We start from the raw sequence: 19,235 nt of genomic DNA on the forward strand, positions 1-19,235 counted from the left end.
ACGCCCACCGGCACACACACTGAGAGGGGGAGGCAGCCGCAGTGAGCAACATCCCCGAGACCGGCCGGACGCCCCGCGTCCAGATCCGGCTCGTCGTCATCCAGATCCTCGTCCTCTCCCTCCTGGGCACCCTCGGCGGACGCCTGTGGTACCTCCAGATCCGTGAGGGAGAGGCCTACGCCAAGGAGGCGTCGGGCAACCACGTCCAGCAGGTCGTCCAGCCCGCCGTCCGCGGCTCCATCCTGGACGCCCGCGGCGTGCCCCTCGCGGACAACGAGACCCGGCTCGTGGTCTCCGCCTCCCGCACCGACCTGCTGAAGATGCCGGACGACGGCAAGGCCGTCCTCACCAAGCTGGCCGGTGTGCTGGGCATGAAGCCCGCCGAGGTCATGGAGAAGGTCCGGCTCTGCGACGCCAAGACCCCCCAGCCCTGCTGGAACGGCTCGCCGTACCAGCCCATCCCCATCACCGACGAGGCCACCCCCAAGCAGGCCCTCCAGATCCGGGAGCGGGCCGAGGACTTCCCCGGCATCACCGCCGAGCCGCAGGCCCTGCGCCGGTACCCGGCCCCCGGCGGCGCCAACACCGCCCAGGTCCTCGGCTACCTCTCCCCGGTCACCGACCAGGAGCTCCAGCAGGCCCAGGACACCGAGTCGCCGTACCTGCGCTCCGACCAGGTCGGCCGGTCCGGCCTGGAGCGGCAGTACGACAAGGCGCTGCGCGGCAAGGCCGGCGTCACCCGCTACGAGGTCGACAACCTCGGCCGGGTCATCGGCGAGGCCGAGGCGGACCCGGCTCAGCCCGGTGCCAACCTCGTCACCAGCATCGACGCCCGCGTCCAGCGGGTCGCCGAGTACGAGCTGAACGAGGCGATGAAGGAAGCCCGCAAGGAGTGGGACCGCAACACGAACGAGCCGTACAAGGCGGACTCGGGCGCGGTCGTCGTCATGGAGGCCAAGACCGGCCGCATCGTCGCGATGGCCTCCAACCCGACCTACGACCCCAACGCCTGGGTGGGCGGCATCTCCGCGAAGGACTACAAGCGGCTGACGGGCAAGTCCTCCAACTACCCGCTGCTCAACCGCGCGATCCAGGGCCAGTCCGCGCCCGGCTCGATCTTCAAGGTCATCCCGACCGCCGCCGCGGTCAACGCCGGCTACTCCTTCGACGGCCCCTACGAGTGCTCCAGCTCGTACTCCATCGGCAACCAGGTCTTCAAGAACTTCGAGTCCCAGGGCTACGGCGGCATCAGCCTCGGCCGCGCCCTGGAGGTCTCCTGCGACACCGTCTTCTACCGCCTGTCCCACGAGGAGTGGAAGCGCGACGGCGGCACCAAGCCCAAGAAGAACGCCAAGGACTGGTTCTACAAGACGGCCCACCAGTTCGGCCTCGGCGCCGAGACCGGCATCGACCTGCCCAACGAGGTCACCGGCCGCATCCCGGACCGCAAGTGGAAGCAGGACTACTGGAAGGCCAACAAGGACGCCTGGTGCAAGTACGGCAAGAAGGGCGGCTCCTACGTCGAGCAGATCGCGTACGAGAACTGCCTCGAAGGCAACCGGCTGCGCGCAGGTGACTCCGTCAACTACTCCATCGGACAGGGCGACACGCTCGTCACCCCCATCCAGATGGCCACCATCTACGCGGCCATCTCCAACGGAGGCACGCTCTACGACCCGTCCGTCGGCAAGGCCGTCGTCAGCGCCGACGGGAAGAGCGTCGAGGAGATCGAGCCCAAGCCGCACGGCAAGCTGCCGATAAGCCGTCAGACGCTCGCCCGGATGGACGACGCCCTCGCCGGCGTCGCCACCCGCGGAACCGCCGCCTGGCGGTTCGCCGACGTCGGCTGGCCCCAGGACAAGATCCCGATGCACGCCAAGACCGGTACCGCCGAGGTCCACGGCAAGCAGACCACCTCGTGGTTCGCGACCTACACCAAGGACTACTCGGTCGTCATGACCATCTCCCAGGGTGGTACGGGTTCCGGCGCCTCCGGCCCGGCCGTACGCAACATCTACGACGCCCTGTACGGCGTCTCCGACGACGGCACCATCGACAAGAAGAACGCGCTGCTGCCCACCCCGCAGAAGAAGCTGCCGAAGGTCCGCACCGACGGCACCATCACCTCGCCGAAGGTCCCCAAGGACCCGGCGAAGGAGCAGCGCGCCACCCAGAAGAACGAGGCCGACCCGGACCCGCAGCAGCTCGCCGGGACCGTGTCGACACAGTCCCCCGAGAACCGGGACACCCGGCGCCGCAGGCGCAGAAGCCGTAGGCGTGGAGGCCGGAGGATGCTCACATGACCGGCGCCAACAGCTTCCAGGTCTCCGGGTACGGGCCGCAGCGGGCGGGCTTGTCCCGCCTGCTCGCCCGGGACTCCCTCGCCCGCCGGCTCGACTGGCCGATACTGCTGGCCGGTGTCGCCCTGTCGATGATCGGAGCCGTCCTCGTCTACTCGGCGACCCGCAACCGCACCGAGCTCAACCAGGGCGACCCGTACTACTTCCTGATCCGGCACGTGCTGAACACCGGGATCGGGCTGGCCCTCATGGTCGGGACCGTGTGGCTGGGCCACCGCGCCCTGCGCACGGCCGTGCCCATCCTCTACGGCCTGTCCGTGTTCCTGATCCTGCTGGTGCTCACCCCGCTCGGCTCGACGATCAACGGCGCCCACTCCTGGATCAAGCTCCCCGGCGGCTTCTCGCTCCAGCCCTCGGAGTTCGTCAAGGTCACGATCATCCTGGGCATGGCGATGCTGCTGGCCGCGCGCGTCGACGCGGGCGACAAGCAGTACCCGGACCACCGGACGGTGGTGCAGGCCCTGGGCCTGGCCGCCGTGCCCATGCTGATCGTGATGCTCATGCCCGACCTCGGCTCCGTCATGGTCATGGTGGTGATCGTGCTCGGGGTGCTCCTGGCCTCCGGCGCCTCCAACCGCTGGGTCTTCGGGCTGATCGGCGCGGGCACCGCGGGCGCCATCGCCGTATGGCAGCTCGGCGTCCTGGACGACTACCAGATCGCCCGCTTCGCGGCCTTCGCCAACCCCGAGCTCGACCCAGCCGGCGTCGGCTACAACACCAACCAGGCGCGTATCGCGATCGGTTCCGGCGGCCTGACCGGCTCGGGGCTGTTCCACGGCTCGCAGACCACCGGCCAGTTCGTCCCGGAGCAGCAGACCGACTTCGTCTTCACGGTGGCGGGGGAGGAGCTCGGCTTCGTCGGCGGCGGACTGATCATCCTGCTGCTCGGTGTCATCCTGTGGCGGGCCTGCCGAATCGCCCGCGAGACCACCGAGCTGTACGGGACGATCGTCGCGGCCGGCATCGTGGCCTGGCTCGCCTTCCAGGCGTTCGAGAACGTCGGGATGACCCTGGGGATCATGCCGGTGACCGGTCTGCCGCTGCCCTTCGTGTCCTACGGAGGATCGTCGATGTTCGCCGTCTGGGTGGCGGTGGGACTGCTCCAGTCCATCCGGGTGCAACGCCCGATGTCGGCCTGAGCCGCCCGTACGCCGGGCGGTTCGGGCCAGGCAGAACCTGTCGCCTTCCCCCGAGTCCGATTACATTCGGTTCATGGCGGACACCAAGCGGGAGATCGAGCGGAAGTACGAATCCGACGGCGGCGGCCTGCCCGACCTGACCGGTGTCGCCGGGGTCGCGGCCGTGATCGAGAAAGGTGTCGCACATCTCGACGCCACCTACTACGACACCACCGACGAGCGCCTCGCCGGAGCGTCGGTCACCCTCCGTCGCAGAACGGGCGGCTCCGACGCCGGCTGGCACCTGAAGTTCCCCGTGTCCCCCGGGGTCCGGGACGAGATCCAGGCCCCGCTCTCCGACACGCTCCCCGACGACCTCGCCGCCCTGGTCCGCTCCCGCGTCCGCCACGCCGAGCTGGTGCCGGTGATCCGGCTGCGCTCCGACCGCGACGCCCGTGACCTCGTGGACGCCGACGGGCGGGTCCTCGCCGAGCTCAGCGTGGACACCGTCCGGGCCGAGCGGCTCACCGGAGGGGGCGGCCGCACCGGGTGGACCGAGATCGAGGTCGAACTGGCCGACGACGGCGACCCGGCCCTGCTCGACCGGGTCGAGAAACGGCTGCGCAAGGCGGGAGTACGGCCGTCGGCGTCACCGTCGAAGCTCGCCCGCGCCCTCGCCGAGACCGCGCCGAAGCCGCTCGCCCCCGCGTCCGCGGAGCGGTCCCAGACCGCGGGCGACCACGTCCTCGCGTATCTGCGCACCCAGCGCGACACGATCGTCGCCCTCGACCCGGCCGTGCGCCAGGACGCCGAGGACTCCGTGCACAGCATGCGCGTCGCCACCCGCCGCACCCGCAGCGCCTTCAAGTCCTTCGGCAAGGTCCTGGACCGGACCGTCACCGACCCGATCGCCGACGAGCTGAAATGGCTGGCCGGCGAGCTCGGTGTGGACCGGGACCGCGAGGTCCTGGACGAACGCCTCTCCGCCGCCCTCGCCGAGGTGCCCACCACCCTGGTCGCCGGGCCCGTCGCCGAGCGGCTGAGCACCTGGGCCGGGGACCGGCCGGGCGGCGCGAGCGCCCGCCTCATCGGCATCCTCGACTCCCGCCGCTATCTGGCGCTGCTCGACGCCCTCGACGACGTCCTCGCCGATCCGCCGCTGCTGAAGGCGGCCGGGAAGAAGCCGGGCAAGGTGCTCGCCAAGGCCGTACGCAAGGACTTCGGCAAGGTGGCCGCGCTCGTGCGGCAGGCACTGGAGCTGGAGCCCGGCACCGAGCGCGACGTCGCCATCCACGAGGCGCGGAAGAAGACCAAGCGCACCCGGTACGCGGCGGAGGCGGCCCTACCGGCCCTCGGCGGCCCGGCCAAGGACCTCGTGAAGTCCATGAAGGCCCTGCAGAACCTGCTGGGCGAGCACCAGGACAGCGTCATGGCCCGCCGGACCCTGCGCGAGCTGGCCGCGCTCGCGCACGCCGCGGGCCACAGCGCCTTCACCTTCGGGCTGCTGTACGGGCGGGAGGAGGGACGGGCGGCCGTCGTGGAGGCCGAGCTGCCCGCGATCTGGGCCGGAACGGAGGGCCGGGCGGACGCCCTGTGACCCTCGGGCCGTGCCGGGGGCGTCCGGGGCCGCGTTAGGCTAGATGGTCACCCCTGTCAGTTCAGCTGTCAGTCCAGTCCAGCTGTCAGTCCAGTCCAGCTCACGAAGGTTCGCGAGATGTCTGCCGAAACCGCTGCGGCCGCCGAGTCCGTGTTCCCGCAGCTCGAAGCTCTGCTCCCGCATGTGCAGAAGCCGATTCAGTACGTCGGCGGAGAACTCAACTCCACGGTCAAGCCGTGGGAGTCCTGCGACGTCCGCTGGGCGCTCATGTACCCCGACGCCTACGAGGTCGGGCTGCCCAACCAGGGCGTCATGATCCTCTACGAGGTCCTGAACGAGCAGGAGGGCGTCCTCGCCGAGCGCACCTACAGCGTGTGGCCGGACCTGGAGGCCCTGATGCGGGAGCACCGGGTGCCGCAGTTCACGGTGGACAGCCACCGCCCGGTGAAGGCGTTCGACGTGTTCGGCCTCTCCTTCTCCACCGAGCTCGGCTACACGAACATGCTGGCCGCCCTGGACCTCGCGGGCATCCCGCTGGAGTCCAAGGACCGCACGATCGACGACCCGATCGTCCTGGCCGGCGGGCACGCGGCGTTCAACCCCGAGCCGATCGCCGACTTCATCGACGCCGCCGTCATCGGCGACGGCGAGCAGGCCGTGCTGGACATGACCCGGATCATCCGGGAGTGGAAGGCGGAGGGCCGGCCCGGTGGCCGCGAGGAGGTCCTGTTCCGTCTCGCGAAGACGGGCGGGGTCTACATCCCGGCGTTCTACGACGTCGAGTACCTGCCCGACGGCCGGATCGCCCGCGTCGTCCCGAACCGGTCGGGCGTCCCGTGGCGCGTGTCCAAGCACACGGTCATGGACCTCGACGAGTGGCCCTACCCCAAGCAGCCCCTCGTCCCGCTGGCCGAGACGGTCCACGAGCGCATGTCCGTGGAGATCTTCCGCGGCTGCACCCGCGGCTGCCGCTTCTGCCAGGCCGGCATGATCACGCGCCCGGTCCGCGAGCGCTCCATCACCGGCATCGGCGACATGGTCGAGAAGGGCCTGAAGGCGACCGGCTTCGAGGAGGTCGGCCTGCTGTCCCTCTCCTCGGCGGACCACAGCGAGATCGGCGACATCGCCAAGGGTCTGGCCGACCGCTACGAGGAAGACAAGATCGGCCTCTCCCTCCCCTCCACCCGCGTGGACGCCTTCAACGTCGACCTGGCGAACGAGCTGACACGCAACGGCCGCCGGTCCGGTCTCACCTTCGCCCCCGAGGGCGGCTCCGAGCGCATGCGCAAGGTCATCAACAAGATGGTCTCGGAGGACGACCTGATCCGCACGGTCGCCACCGCGTACGGCAACGGCTGGCGCCAGGTGAAGCTGTACTTCATGTGCGGCCTGCCGACGGAGACCGACGAGGACGTCCTGCAGATCGCCGACATGGCGACGAAGGTGATCGCGAAGGGCCGCGAGGTCTCGCGCTCGAACGACATCCGCTGCACGGTCTCGATCGGCGGCTTCGTCCCCAAGCCCCACACCCCGTTCCAGTGGGCCCCGCAGCTCTCGGCGGAGGAGACGGACGCCCGCCTCGAGAAGCTCCGGGACAAGATCCGGGGCGACAAGAAGTACGGCCGCTCCATCGGCTTCCGCTACCACGACGGCAAGCCCGGCATCGTCGAGGGCCTGCTCTCCCGCGGTGACCGCCGCATCGGCGCCGTCATCCGCGCGGTCTACGACGACGGCGGACGCTTCGACGGCTGGCGCGAGCACTTCTCCTACGACCGCTGGATGGCCTGCGCCGACAAGGCCCTGGCCCCGTACGGCGTGGACGTCGACTGGTACACGACGCGCGAGCGCACGTACGAGGAGGTCCTGCCCTGGGACCACCTGGACTCCGGCCTCGACAAGGACTGGCTCTGGGAGGACTGGCAGGACGCCCTCGACGAGACGGAGGTCGAGGACTGCCGCTGGACGCCGTGCTTCGACTGCGGCGTCTGCCCTCAGATGGACACCCACATCCAGATCGGCCCGACGGGCAAGAAGCTGCTGCCCCTGACAGTGAAGAACGCGGCACCGGCGCCGACCGGTCACTCCCACTGACCCGCACACGCGTACGGCCCCATCGAGCCCCCTTCCGGACGGGAGGGGGCTCGCGGCTGTTCCGGGGCGCTGAGCCGGCGTGGCGGAGCAGCGCGGCGGGCGAGGGCGTCAGCGGTCTGGATCTTCGGCGTGCGGGCTGTTTGGATGCGGGCGTGTCGAGTGTCCTGCCGTTCGTGATGTGTGCCCTCTTCGGGGCCTTGGTGGCCGCCGTGTATCTCAACGAGCGGCAGGGGCGGCTCGCCGCTCGGTTTCTCGACGGGCGGCGCATCGCGATTCCCTGCCGGATCAGTGCGGCGGGGTCCGAGCGGTGGGTGCGTGGGTCCTTCGTGATCGCGTCGGGGGTCTGGTCGTGGGAGCGGCATCCGTCGCACGTTGGCGGGCCGGGTCTGCCGTCCGATGCGCGGCTCGTGCGGGTGCGGAAGCCCGACGGGCGGGAGCGGAACCGGCTTCATCACCGGGCGCTGGTGGTGGAGTGCGCTTCCGGTGAGGGGGAGTTCCGGTTGGCCCTGGTGCCGGGGCAGGTGGAGCACGTCGTGATGGTGCTCGCTCCGGCCGGGTGAGGGGTCAGGCGGTTGTCGGTCCGGCCGGGTGAGGGGTCAGACGGTTGTCGGTCCGGGGAAGCCCAGGGTGTTCAGGAGCGCTCTGAACAAGTCCTCGGCGAAAGGCTCTTGGGAGCGCAGTACCTTCTCGATGGTGGCGCGCTCGGCCGGGGGGTGGACGCCGGCGGCGGTGGCCCAGGTGAGGGCGCCCTCGGCGTCCTCGGGGACGGCCTCGTCGAGTTCGGCGCGCTTGCGGCGCACCGCCTCGTGGAACGCCGGGGTGTAGAGCCAGGTGATCGGGTCGTCCACGTCGTCGGGCTCCTCCACGAGCAGCCGGGCCACCGCGTCCAGGTTCAGCCACGCCTGCCAGCGGCGGCCCGTGGTGTCCAGCCCGGTCACGAGGGCCAGGTCGCTGTCGGAGACGTCCGCGACACAGGCGGGGGCGCCGGTCCGGTCGACGAGGGCCGGGAGCCGTTCCACGTTCCAGGTGCCCTGCCGGAGCTGCACCGTCCGCCAGCCGCCGGGCCGCCGCTCCTCCGGGCCGACGGCCTCCGCGGCGCCGTCGAACACCGGGATCTCCCGCAGCGGACGGCTGCTGCGCGCGAAGACCAGATGCCCCGAAAATCCCATGGGTCCCCCTCCCACTCGTTGCGCGCACCCTACCGACCGGCACTGACAGCGCGGCCTCGCCTTCGCCTGAGTGGCGGCGCTCCGATCGCCGGGGTGATCGCCCCTCCCCAGCTTGGCCTCAGCCGTCGAGGAGGTGGGGCACATGCCGGCGAACCAGCCGCCCGCGGGTGGTCCTCAGTGGGGTCCGCGCGACAGTGGTCAGTCGCCCGGCGCGGGTGGCCGCCGCCGTCCGGACCGCCGCAGAAGAAGCGCCGTAGCCGGGGCTGCCTGTGGGCATGGGAGGCCGTCGACTCCGGTGGCACGCGGCTGGCCAACGGGACCGAGCTGGAGACGGCGGTCCAGCCGGGGCAGACCACCAAGGGTGAGACGCCGACCACCCTGAAGACCGCCCAGGGCGTCAAGCTCAACATCACCAGCTTCAACCGGACCCGCTCGTACTGAGGCAGATCTCTCCCTCGCGCGTGCATCCGTCCAGGCCGGCGCCGCGTCTACGCCGGTATGGATCTGGAGAAAGCGCCGCCGCCGCGCGAGGAGCCCGAAGGGTGCCTGGTGGTCGCGATCCGCATACCCGTGCGCATCGTCGTCCTGCTGCTGGTCGTGCCGGTGCGGATGGTGTGGGACGCGCTCGTCGTCGGCGGGCGCTTCCTGCGGGACGTCGTGCTGCGCCCGCTGGGGCGGGCCCTGTTCGTATGGCCGTTCGTCGCGCTGTGGCGGTACGTCCTCGCGCCCCTCGGCCGGGGGCTCGCCTGGCTGGGGAACGCGCTGTTCGTCGTACCGCTCGTCTGGCTGTACCGGTACGTGCTCACTCCGCTCGGCCACGGGATCGCCGCCGGTCTGACGTGGCTCTACGCGCGCGTGCTCGCGCCGGTCGGCCGGGCCGTCATGTGGGTCCTGCGGGGGATCGGCGCGGTCCTCGCGGCGGCCGGACTCGGCGTCCTCGCGGCGCTCGGCTGGCTGGGGCGGTACCTCCTCGTCGTCCCCGCCATGTGGCTGTACACGTGGATCCTCGCACCCGTGGGACGCGCGATCGCCTGGACCGTGCGGATCGTCGCCACCGGCATCGGGGCCGGCCTCTACTGGACGCTCCGGGTGCTGTTCGTGCTGCCCGCCGTGGGGCTGTACCGCTGGGTGCTGGCTCCCGTCGGGCGGGTCCTCGCCGTCATCGGCAGGGAGGTCGGGGAGGCCCTCGGGCACGCCTGGAGGGTCGCGGGACACATCTCGCGCGCCGTCGGGCGCTTCCTCGGGACCCTCTTGCGGTGGATCTTCGTGGAGCCGGTGCGCTGGGTGTACCGGACCGTGCTCACGCCGGTCGGACACGTCGTACGGGATCTCGTTCTGCAGCCCGCCGCCCAGGCCGCGCGTGCTGTCGGGCGGGCGACCCGGCAGGCCCTGGCGTCCGTCCGGGAGTCGGCCCGGCAGGCCCGCGCCGACGTGCGCCGGATGCTGTTCGGGGAGCCGAAGCAGCGCGAGATGGTGGACCGGCGGGAACCTCCGGCCCGCGAGACACGTACTCTTGGTAGCAGTACGACCGCTCTCACGAAGGACTGAACGACACTGGGCAAGCGACAGCCCGAAGGCCCGCCGCCCGCACCCGCGGTGCAGCGCATCCGACTGCGTTACACCAAGCGCGGCCGCCTCCGGTTCACCAGCCACCGTGACTTCCAGCGCGCCTTCGAGCGTGCGCTGCGCCGCGCCGAGGTGCCCATGGCGTACTCGGCGGGGTTCACGCCGCATCCGAAGGTGTCGTACGCCAATGCCGCACCCACCGGCACGGGCAGTGAGGCGGAGTACCTGGAGATCGCGCTCACCGAGGCGCGGGATCCGCAGCAGCTCAGGGCGCTGCTCGACGAGTCGCTGCCCGCCGGGCTCGATGTCGTGGACGCGGTCGAGGCCCGGACCTCCGGGCTCGCCGACCGTCTCACGGCGTCCGTCTGGGAGCTGCGTCTCGACGGGGTGGAGCCGGCCGACGCCGCGCGAGCGGTCGCCGCGTTCCAGGCCGCCGAGACCGTCGAGGTCCAGCGCATGACCAAGAACGGCGTACGCACTTTCGACGCCCGTCCCGCGGTCGCCCATCTCGAGAGCGTCCAGCATTCGGAAACACACAGTTCGCAGGCTGATAGGCCGACGGACCGGCCCTGTGCGATACTGCGGCTGGTTGTTCGGCACGTGACGCCTGCCGTACGACCCGACGACGTCCTGTCCGGTCTCCGCGCCGTGGCCGACCTGGCGCCGCCGGTCCCCGCAGCGGTGACCAGGCTGGCGCAGGGGCTGCTCGATGAAGAGACCGGCACGGTGACCGACCCGCTCGCGCCCGACCGCGAGGCAGCGACGGCCCCAACCGAGGCCGGGACCGCTGCCACCGCGACGGCGTCGGCGTAAGGAAGTTCCGCGTAGGGACGGACGTCGAAGCGCCGCCCTCGTACTCGGGAGCCACCTGGGTCGGGCAGCGCACCGACCAGAAGACTTTCGCCAGGCCGTGCGCATGAGGCGTACGGAACCGGCGAGACAGGACACAGAGAGCTCCCGTGCGGCGCCCGCGCCCCGGACGGCGGCAGTCGCGCATCGCGCGAGCCGCGGACGTCACCGGCACACCACCGGACCAGGCGCGGCGCCCGGGAGCCTGACGGGAGAAACGCCCGCATGCTCGAACCGACCGAACCCACAGAGTCCGCCACGGACTCCGAACTGAACACTCCGAGCGACACCCTGCCGCCGCGCCGCCGGCGCCGTGCCGCCTCCCGGCCGGCGGGACCGCCCGCCGCTGCCGCCGGGACGCAGCCCGCGGAGGTGGTCGAGCCGGCCATACCGGCCGCCGAGGTCGACGAGGTCGACGAGGAGAAGGACGACGTCGAGGCCGTCGAGGCAGACGTCACCGCCGAGGCCGAGGAGACCCCCGAGCCCGCGCCCCCGGCCCGTACGCGCCGGCGTGCGGTGCGCCGTGCGTCCGCGCCCACCGGTTCGCCGGCGGCCGAGGCGGCCGCCGAGACCGTGGTGCCCGCGACGGCCGCCGAGCCGGTCGTCGAGGAGCCCGCCCCGGCCACCGCCGAGGAGCCCGCCCCGCCGCGCACGCGCCGCCGGGCCACCCGCCGGGTGACCGCGCCCGCCGCGGCCCCCGCCCCCGCGCAGGAGGCCGAGGACATCAAGCCCGCCGAGAACGACGCCGAGACGGCCGAGACCGCCGCGGCCCCTGAGGCCGCCGCCGTCGAGGAGACCACGGAGGCCGCCCCGCGCCGTACGCGCCGCCGCGCCACCCGTGGCTCCGCCGCGCCGGAAGCCGTCCAGGCCGCCCCGGCCGACGAGGCGCCGGTGACCGAGCCGGAGCCCGCCCCGGTCGAGACGCCCGCTGAGAGCGCCGAGGCCGCCGCGTCCGAGGACGAGGCCGCCCCGCGTCGCACGCGCCGCCGCGCCACCCGCCGTACGGCCGCCCCGGCCGCCACCGAGGAGGTCTCCGAGACGGCTTCCGAGCAGGTCTCCGAGGAGACCGCCGCGGGGACGCCGGTGACCGCCGAGACCCCGGTGACGTCCGGTGTCGACATCGAGAGCCCCGCCGCGACCGGTGCCGCCGCCGAGGACGACGCCGCCCCGCGCCGCCGTCGCCGCGCCGTCCGCCGTGCCGCCACCGGCTTCGCCGAGCCCGCGCGGTCCGCCGCCGGTGAGGCGTCCGACGAGGCGCCGCGTCCGTCGCGGCCCGCCGTGGCCGTCTTCCAGGCGCCCGTGTTCACCGAGCCGCAGTTCCAGACGCCGCAGCGCGCCGCCGCCGAGGCCGCCGCCGAGGTGGAGACCGAGGACGACGAGGAGCTCCGCGAGGAGCAGCCCGCCGCTCCGCGCCGCCGTCGCCGCCGCCGTGGCGAGGACGTGGAGCCGCAGGCCGCTGCCGTCGAGCCCGCCGCCGAGGACGAGTCCGACGACACCGAGGACGGTGCCGAGGACTCCGCCGACGGCGACGAGTCCGAGGAGACCGGTTCGCGCCGTCGCCGCCGCCGCGGTGGCCGTCGCCGCCGTCGCGGTGACTCCGGCGAGCCGGACGCCGATGCCGACGGCAGCGACTCCGACGACACCGCCACCGAGGAGACCGCCGCCGCGCAGGCCGAGCAGGACGCCGAGGACACCGCCGAGCAGGAGGAGGAGGACGCCGAGGAGGCGCACGACGACTCCGCCGGGTCCGGGTCCAGCAGCAGCCGCCGGCGCCGCCGCAGGCGCCGTCGCGCCGGTGACACGTCCGTGGAGGCCGAGCCCGGCGACGGCGACCCCGAGCGCACCGTCGTCAAGGTCCGCGAGCCCCGGCCGAAGCCCGAGCCGTCCGACGAGGTGCAGTCCATCAAGGGCTCCACGCGCCTGGAGGCGAAGAAGCAGCGCCGCCGCGAGGGCCGCGAGCAGGGCCGCCGCCGCGTCCCGATCATCACCGAGGCCGAGTTCCTGGCCCGCCGCGAGGCCGTCGAGCGCGTGATGGTCGTCCGTCAGCACGGCGACCGTACGCAGATCGGCGTCCTCGAGGACAACGTGCTCGTGGAGCACTACGTCAACAAGGAGCAGTCGACGTCGTACGTCGGCAACGTCTACCTGGGCAAGGTCCAGAACGTGCTGCCGTCGATGGAGGCCGCCTTCATCGACATCGGCAAGGGCCGCAACGCCGTGCTCTACGCCGGTGAGGTCAACTTCGAGGCGCTCGGCATGGCCAACGGGCCGCGCCGCATCGAGTCCGCCCTGAAGTCCGGCCAGTCGGTCCTCGTCCAGGTGACGAAGGACCCGATCGGCCACAAGGGCGCGCGTCTGACCAGCCAGGTCTCCCTGCCGGGCCGCTACCTCGTGTACGTGCCCGAGGGCTCCATGACCGGCATCAGCCGCAAGCTGCCCGACACCGAGCGGGCCCGGCTGAAGACCATCCTCAAGAAGATCGTCCCCGAGGACGCGGGCGTCATCGTGCGCACCGCCGCCGAGGGCGCGAGCGAGGACGAGCTGCGCCGAGACGTCGAACGCCTCCAGCAGCAGTGGGAGGAGATCCAGAAGAAGGCCAAGAGCGGCAACGCCCCGACGCTGCTCTACGGCGAGCCGGACATGACCGTCCGGGTCGTCCGGGACATCTTCAACGAGGACTTCTCCAAGGTCGTCGTCAGCGGCGACGAGGCGTGGGAGACCATCCACGGCTACGTCTCGCACGTGGCGCCCGACCTGGCCGAGCGGCTCCAGAAGTGGACCAGCGAGGTCGACGTCTTCGCCACGTACCGGATCGACGAGCAGCTCGCCAAGGCGCTGGACCGCAAGGTCTGGCTGCCGAGCGGCGGTTCGCTGGTGATCGACCGGACCGAGGCGATGGTCGTGGTCGACGTCAACACCGGCAAGTTCACCGGCCAGGGCGGCAACCTCGAGGAGACCGTCACCCGGAACAACCTGGAGGCGGCCGAGGAGATCGTGCGCCAGCTGCGGCTGCGCGACCTCGGCGGCATCATCGTCATCGACTTCATCGACATGGTGCTGGAGTCCAACCGGGACCTGGTGCTGCGGCGCCTGCTGGAGTGCCTGGGCCGGGACCGTACGAAGCACCAGGTCGCCGAGGTGACCTCGCTGGGCCTGGTCCAGATGACCCGTAAGCGGGTCGGCCAGGGCCTGCTGGAGTCCTTCTCCGAGACCTGCGTCCACTGCAACGGCCGCGGTGTCATCGTGCACATGGAGCAGCCCACGTCCGCCGGTGGCGGCGGCGGTGGCAAGCGAAAGAAGCGCGCGCGGGCCGGTGCCGGTCCCGAGCACGTGCACGAGGCGTCCGTCGCCACCGAGCCGGCCGAGACGGCCGAGGAGGAGGCGGAGACGGAGGCCGAGGTCGCCGCCGAGGTCGCCGAGCCGGCCGCGCTCGCGGAGCCCGCGTTCTCGCCCGACGAGGAGCTGTACAGCAGCGTCGCAGAGGCGGAGGCCGCCGCGCGCGGCGGGCGTTCCCGGCGCCGCGGGGGCCGGCGCGCGTCGGCTCCGGCCGGTGCGCCGCGGAGGGCCGAGGCGGTCCCGACGGCCCAGGACGTGACCGTGGCCGAGGAGATCGCCCGTCCGGTCCAGCCGGAGCCGGCCGCCGAGGCGGCCGCCCAGCCGGCGGCCGTGGAGGACGCGGTCGTGCCGGCCGCACCCGCCGCCGAGGAGCCCGGCACCGAGGCGATCGCCGAGGAGGCCGCGCCCAAGGGACGGACGCGGCGCCGGGCCACCCGCAAGGTGTCCGCGCCCGCCGGGTCCCCCGCGGGGGCCGAGGCCGCCGTGGTGACGGTCGCCGAGACGGCGCCCGCGCCGGTCGCGGAGCCGGTCGCCGACCAGGCCCCGGCCGGGCAGGCCGAGGCGCCCGCCGAGCCGGTCGCGGAGAGTGCCGCCCCGGCCCGCCCGCGCCGCCGTGCGGTGCGCAAGGCCACCGCGCCGACCGCGTCGGAGGAGGCGGCCGTCATGGTCGTCCCCGCCGCCGACGAGGCACCGGCGGCCGACGAGGCACCCGCCGCCGACGAGGCTCCGGTGGCCGAGGAAGGCGCCGAGGAGGCCGCTCCGGCCAAGAAGACGGCCCGGAAGACGGCCAAGAAGGCCACCGCGAAGAAGGCCGCCACCAAGAAGACGGCGGCCAAGAAGACGGTCGCGAAGAAGGCCACGGCCAAGAAGGCGGCCAAGACCGCCAAGACGGCCGCGGCCAAGTCGACGGCGAAGAAGACCACGGTCTCCGCGAGCACCGACGAGTGACGCGTCCCGTGTGACACGAGTGCGGCCGGTCCCTGTGACCGGCCGCACTCGTTCGGGGCCGGGCCCGGTTTGACCCCCTCGGCAGCGGCCCCGTAACCTTGACCCTCGGTGTGTCCGTGGATATAGGACGCGCCACATCCCCGTAAACCTCGTCCTCCGACGCACCGGGTGCTTCGGAGAGGCTGTCCGCGTGCCGGGCGGCTGGACTGCGGGGGTGCCGTTCCCGAGCGAGAGAGTGAGATCCGCGTGTACGCCATCGTGCGCAGCGGTGGTCGCCAGCACAAGGTTGCTGTCGGCGACATCGTTGAGGTTGACAAGATTTCCACCGCCAAGGTTGGCGACACGGTCGAGCTCTCGACCCTGCTCGTTGTCGACGGCGACGCTGTGACCAGCGACCCGTGGGTGCTGGCCGGCATCAAGGTCCAGGCCGAGGTCGTGGACCACCACAAGGGGCAGAAGATCGACATTCTGCGCTACAAGAACAAGACCGGCTACCGCCGTCGTCAGGGCCACCGCCAGCAGTACACGGCGATCAAGGTCACTGAGATCCCCGCGGCTGCGAAGTAAGGGACTGAGGAGACATGGCACACAAGAAGGGCGCATCGTCCACCCGGAACGGTCGCGACTCGAACGCCCAGCGGCTCGGCGTGAAGCGCTTCGGCGGTCAGGTCGTCAACGCGGGTGAGATCCTGGTCCGTCAGCGCGGCACCCACTTCCACCCCGGTGCGGGCGTCGGCCGTGGCGGCGACGACACGCTGTTCGCGCTGCAGGCCGGTGCGGTGGAGTTCGGCTCCAGCCGTGGCCGCAAGGTCGTCAACATCGTCCCGGTCGCCTGAGTCCTCCGACTCACGGCCCTGTGCGCAGGGCTTCGACCGAACGATTCGCGAGGCGGACCTCACTTCCCGGTCGGGAAGGCGGGTCCGCCTTTCGCGTGTTATCGAAGAACCACCCCGTACTTTCTGGAGGCACTGACCATGACCACCTTCGTGGACCGCGTCGAACTGCATGTCGCCGCGGGTAACGGAGGCCACGGCTGTGCCTCCGTCCACCGTGAGAAGTTCAAGCCGCTCGGCGGGCCCGACGGCGGCAACGGCGGGCGCGGCGGCGACGTGATCCTCACCGTCGACCAGTCGGTCACCACGCTGCTCGAGTACCACCACTCCCCGCACCGCAAGGCCACCAACGGCAAGCCCGGTGAGGGCGGCAACCGCTCCGGCAAGGACGGCCAGGACCTGATCCTGCCGGTGCCGGACGGCACGGTGGTGCTGGACAAGGCGGGCAACGTCCTCGCCGACCTGGTCGGGCACGGCACGTCCTTCGTCGCCGCACAGGGCGGCCGGGGCGGCCTCGGCAACGCCGCGCTGGCCTCGGCCCGGCGCAAGGCGCCCGGCTTCGCGCTGCTCGGCGAGCCCGGCGACCTCCAGGACATCGTGCTGGAGCTGAAGACCGTCGCCGACGTGGCGCTGGTCGGCTACCCGAGCGCGGGCAAGTCCTCGCTGATCTCGGTGCTGAGCGCCGCCAAGCCGAAGATCGCCGACTACCCGTTCACCACGCTGGTGCCCAACCTCGGTGTGGTGACCGCCGGCTCGACCGTCTACACCATCGCCGACGTCCCCGGTCTGATCCCGGGCGCCAGCCAGGGCAAGGGCCTGGGCCTGGAGTTCCTGCGCCACGTCGAGCGGTGCAGCGTGCTCGTGCACGTCCTGGACACCGCGACGCTGGAGTCCGACCGCGACCCCGTCTCCGACCTGGACATCATCGAGGCCGAGCTGCGCGAGTACGGCGGCCTCGACAACCGTCCGCGGCTCGTCGTGCTGAACAAGATCGACGTACCGGACGGCAAGGACCTGGCCGAGATGGTGCGGCCGGACCTGGAGGCCCGTGGCTACAAGGTCTTCGAGGTGTCCGCCGTCGCCCACATGGGGCTGAAGGAGCTGTCGTTCGCGCTCGCCGACCTGGTCGCCAGGGCGCGGGCTGCGAAGCCGAAGGAGGAGGCGACGCGGATCGTCATCCGGCCCAAGGCCGTGGACGACGCGGGCTTCACCGTCGTGCGCGAGGACGACGGCCTGTTCCGGGTGCGCGGCGAGAAGCCCGAGCGCTGGGTGCGGCAGACGGACTTCAACAACGACGAGGCCGTGGGCTACCTCGCGGACCGGCTGAACCGCCTCGGTGTGGAAGAGGAACTGATGAAGGCGGGCGCCCGGTCCGGCGACGGCGTCGCCATCGGCCCCGAGGACAACGCGGTCGTCTTCGACTGGGAGCCGACGGTGATGGCCGGCGCGGAGATGCTGGGCCGCCGTGGCGAGGACCACCGCCTGGAGGAGCCCCGGCCCGCCGCGCAGCGCCGGCGCGACCGGCAGGCCGAACGGGACGAGGCGGCGCGGGAGTTCGACGACTTCGAGCCGTTCTAGCCGACGCCGATACGACCGGTGTGAGCGACGCCGGGGCCACCACGGGTGGTCCCGGCGTCGTCGTGTCCGCACCCTCCGGCCGGAGACGGTGGCCGGATCGGTGAACCGCGGGCAAACCCGTGGGGTTCCTGAGGGCAACCCCCGGGCGGCCCGGCGAGTCGTACTGGGCGGCGCGCAGGAGGATCTTGAACCTCGCCGCGTTTCCGTCGCCGTCCGACCAACGGAGTTGCCGTGCCCTCGCGTTCCCACCGTCGTACCCCGAACTCGCACCGCAGACGGCTGGGGCTCGCCACCGGGGCCGTGCTCGTCGCCGGGGCGATCGCCGTCCCCGCCGTGAACGCCGCCACGGAGTCCGCGGTGACCGCCAAGGCGAGCGCGAAGCGGCTGCACGACGACTTCAACGGCGACGGGTACGCCGACCTGGCCATAGGGGCGCCGGGCACCACCGTGAACACCCAGGCCCGTGCCGGATCGGTGAGCGTGCTGTACGGCTCGGCGAGCGGGCTGTCGACCTCCCGCAAGCAGGTGCTCAAGGGCCCGGGCGTCAAGGACCCCGAGGGCTGGCGGGGCCTGTACGGCAGCCATCTGGAGAGCGGGGACCTCGACGGGGACGGCTACGCCGACCTGGTCTCGGTGATCCAGGACTACAAGGTCGACATCGAGGACGGCTACACGGTCCAGGTCAACTGGGGCGGCCCCGACGGGCTGTCGGCCCAGCCGACGACCCTGATGTGGACGCCGCTGGTGCCCGCCGCGACCGGACTGTTCACCGTGGCGGACGTCGACGGCGACAAGCACCCGGATCTGGTGACGCTCAGCAACGACGACTGGCAGAGCTGGGACCCGGAGAAGAGCAACGGCGACGGCACGGTGTTCCACGGCCCGTTCGACCGCGAGGGGCGTCCCGCGAAGAAGGACTACTTCACCATCGCCGGGCAGACCCAGAGCTACCAGTCGCTGACCGCGGGGGACGTCGACGGCGACGGCGCCGCCGACCTCGCCGTGCGGACCACGAAGGCCGACGGCACCCGAGGCGTCGAACTGCTCCTGGGCGGCACGGGCGGCTTCACCCGCAAGGGCCTGCTCAAGGACGCCCAGGGCCGGACCGTCCCCGGTGAGGACGCGGCGATCGGCGACCTCGACAAGGACGGCTACGGCGACATCGTCGTCGGCCACTCCTCGGAGAGCACCACCGGACTGCCCACCAAGGGCGGCGCCGTCGCCGTCGTGTACGGCGGCCCGCAGGGCGTGTCCACCAGCCGCAAGGCGGTGTGGATCAACCAGGACACCGCCGGGGTGCCGGGCGCGGCCGAGAAGGGCGACGGCATGGGCACCGGGCTGTCCATCGGCGACACCGACGGCGACGGCTACCTCGACGTGGCGACCGGCCTGCCCGGCGAGGACCTCGACTCCGTCACCGACGCCGGCGCCGTGCTCGTGCTGCGCGGCGGCGCGTCCGGCCTGACCGGCACCGGCGCCAAGGCGTTCACGCAGAACACCGCCAAGGTGCCCGGCACCGCCGAGAAGGGCGACAGGTTCGGGGCGGACACCGCGCTCGTCGACGCCGACGGCGACAAGCGGAACGGGCTCGTCGTCGGTGACCCGGACGAGAACGCCACCGACGGCTCCGTGTGGGTCCTCTCCACGACGTCCACCGGCATCACCGCGACCGGCTCCTTCTCGTTCGGCCCCGCCACCATGGGCTTCACCGCGAGCAAGGCCCGCTTCGGCGCCGCCGTCTCCGGCTGACGGCCCACCACCTCCCCTCACCGCACAGAACTGGAGACCGA

Annotated in this window: 14 protein-coding genes; 13 read left to right on the forward strand and 1 reads right to left on the reverse strand. The window is 72.2% G+C overall.

Annotated elements, in window-relative coordinates:
- Positions 1–41 precede the first annotated feature (41 nt).
- The 5 genes from mrdA to ADL34_RS32675 all read left to right on the forward strand — a co-directional run bounded on the left by mrdA (position 42) and on the right by ADL34_RS32675 (position 7,726).
- A complete protein-coding gene (gene mrdA / locus ADL34_RS32655; protein ID WP_062669916.1) occupies positions 42–2,303 on the forward strand; it encodes a penicillin-binding protein 2 in 2,262 nt (753 codons plus the stop codon).
- Positions 2,300–3,499, forward strand: a complete 1,200-nt coding sequence (rodA, locus tag ADL34_RS32660; protein WP_062669918.1) for a rod shape-determining protein RodA — start codon at positions 2,300–2,302, stop codon at positions 3,497–3,499. Before mrdA ends, rodA begins: the two co-directional genes overlap by 4 nt.
- Before the next feature lie 73 nt (positions 3,500–3,572).
- On the forward strand, positions 3,573–5,075 hold the full coding sequence (locus ADL34_RS32665) for a CYTH and CHAD domain-containing protein (RefSeq protein WP_062669920.1): 1,503 nt from the start codon (positions 3,573–3,575) through the stop codon (positions 5,073–5,075).
- A 117-nt stretch (positions 5,076–5,192) separates the two neighbouring features.
- On the forward strand, positions 5,193–7,166 hold the full coding sequence (locus ADL34_RS32670) for a TIGR03960 family B12-binding radical SAM protein (protein WP_062669923.1): 1,974 nt from the start codon (positions 5,193–5,195) through the stop codon (positions 7,164–7,166).
- A 152-nt stretch (positions 7,167–7,318) separates the two neighbouring features.
- A complete protein-coding gene (locus tag ADL34_RS32675; protein ID WP_062669925.1) occupies positions 7,319–7,726 on the forward strand; it encodes a hypothetical protein in 408 nt (135 codons plus the stop codon).
- A gap of 36 nt (positions 7,727–7,762) precedes the next feature.
- Here the strand turns inward: ADL34_RS32675 and ADL34_RS32680 are convergent, their stop codons facing one another.
- Entirely contained in the window at positions 7,763–8,335 is a 573-nt protein-coding gene (locus tag ADL34_RS32680; RefSeq protein WP_062669927.1) for a hypothetical protein, read from the reverse strand.
- A gap of 177 nt (positions 8,336–8,512) precedes the next feature.
- Between ADL34_RS32680 and ADL34_RS32685 the strand changes: the two genes are divergently transcribed.
- From ADL34_RS32685 to ADL34_RS32720, 8 genes are all read left to right on the forward strand, one after another.
- The gene (locus tag ADL34_RS32685; protein ID WP_062669929.1) at positions 8,513–8,776 is read left to right on the forward strand and encodes a hypothetical protein; all 264 of its coding nucleotides are present in this window, start codon (positions 8,513–8,515) and stop codon (positions 8,774–8,776) included.
- Positions 8,777–8,833: 57 nt separating this feature from the next.
- Positions 8,834–9,883 (forward strand): hypothetical protein, encoded by a 1,050-nt coding sequence (locus ADL34_RS32690; RefSeq protein ID WP_062669931.1) that lies wholly within the window; start codon positions 8,834–8,836, stop codon positions 9,881–9,883.
- A gap of 48 nt (positions 9,884–9,931) precedes the next feature.
- The gene (locus ADL34_RS32695; protein ID WP_062669933.1) at positions 9,932–10,714 is read left to right on the forward strand and encodes a TIGR03936 family radical SAM-associated protein; all 783 of its coding nucleotides are present in this window, start codon (positions 9,932–9,934) and stop codon (positions 10,712–10,714) included.
- A 261-nt stretch (positions 10,715–10,975) separates the two neighbouring features.
- Positions 10,976–15,034, forward strand: a complete 4,059-nt coding sequence (locus ADL34_RS32700; protein ID WP_062669935.1) for a ribonuclease E/G — start codon at positions 10,976–10,978, stop codon at positions 15,032–15,034.
- 246 nt (positions 15,035–15,280) lie between these two features.
- A complete protein-coding gene (gene rplU, locus ADL34_RS32705; RefSeq protein ID WP_004931419.1) occupies positions 15,281–15,601 on the forward strand; it encodes a 50S ribosomal protein L21 in 321 nt (106 codons plus the stop codon).
- Positions 15,602–15,615: 14 nt separating this feature from the next.
- Complete coding sequence (rpmA, locus tag ADL34_RS32710) at positions 15,616–15,870, forward strand: 50S ribosomal protein L27 (protein WP_055620927.1); 255 nt, start codon at positions 15,616–15,618, stop codon at positions 15,868–15,870.
- A gap of 138 nt (positions 15,871–16,008) precedes the next feature.
- Complete coding sequence (gene obgE / locus ADL34_RS32715; protein WP_062669937.1) at positions 16,009–17,445, forward strand: GTPase ObgE; 1,437 nt, start codon at positions 16,009–16,011, stop codon at positions 17,443–17,445.
- A 231-nt stretch (positions 17,446–17,676) separates the two neighbouring features.
- On the forward strand, positions 17,677–19,194 hold the full coding sequence (locus ADL34_RS32720; protein ID WP_062669939.1) for an FG-GAP-like repeat-containing protein: 1,518 nt from the start codon (positions 17,677–17,679) through the stop codon (positions 19,192–19,194).
- Positions 19,195–19,235 lie beyond the last annotated feature (41 nt).

The organism is Streptomyces sp. NRRL WC-3605 (assembly GCF_001509795.1).
Taxonomy (GTDB): domain Bacteria; phylum Actinomycetota; class Actinomycetes; order Streptomycetales; family Streptomycetaceae; genus Streptomyces; species Streptomyces viridochromogenes.

Coding starts and splice junctions, on each gene's coding strand:
- rodA (WP_062669918.1), top strand. CDS start 2,300: ATGACCGGCGCCAACAGCTTCCAGGTCTCCGGGTACGGGCCGCAGCGG.
- ADL34_RS32700 (WP_062669935.1), top strand. CDS start 10,976: ATGCTCGAACCGACCGAACCCACAGAGTCCGCCACGGACTCCGAACTG.
- obgE (WP_062669937.1), top strand. CDS start 16,009: ATGACCACCTTCGTGGACCGCGTCGAACTGCATGTCGCCGCGGGTAAC.
- ADL34_RS32680 (WP_062669927.1), bottom strand. CDS start 8,335: ATGGGATTTTCGGGGCATCTGGTCTTCGCGCGCAGCAGCCGTCCGCTG.
- ADL34_RS32690 (WP_062669931.1), top strand. CDS start 8,834: ATGGATCTGGAGAAAGCGCCGCCGCCGCGCGAGGAGCCCGAAGGGTGC.
- rpmA (WP_055620927.1), top strand. CDS start 15,616: ATGGCACACAAGAAGGGCGCATCGTCCACCCGGAACGGTCGCGACTCG.
- ADL34_RS32665 (WP_062669920.1), top strand. CDS start 3,573: ATGGCGGACACCAAGCGGGAGATCGAGCGGAAGTACGAATCCGACGGC.
- ADL34_RS32670 (WP_062669923.1), top strand. CDS start 5,193: ATGTCTGCCGAAACCGCTGCGGCCGCCGAGTCCGTGTTCCCGCAGCTC.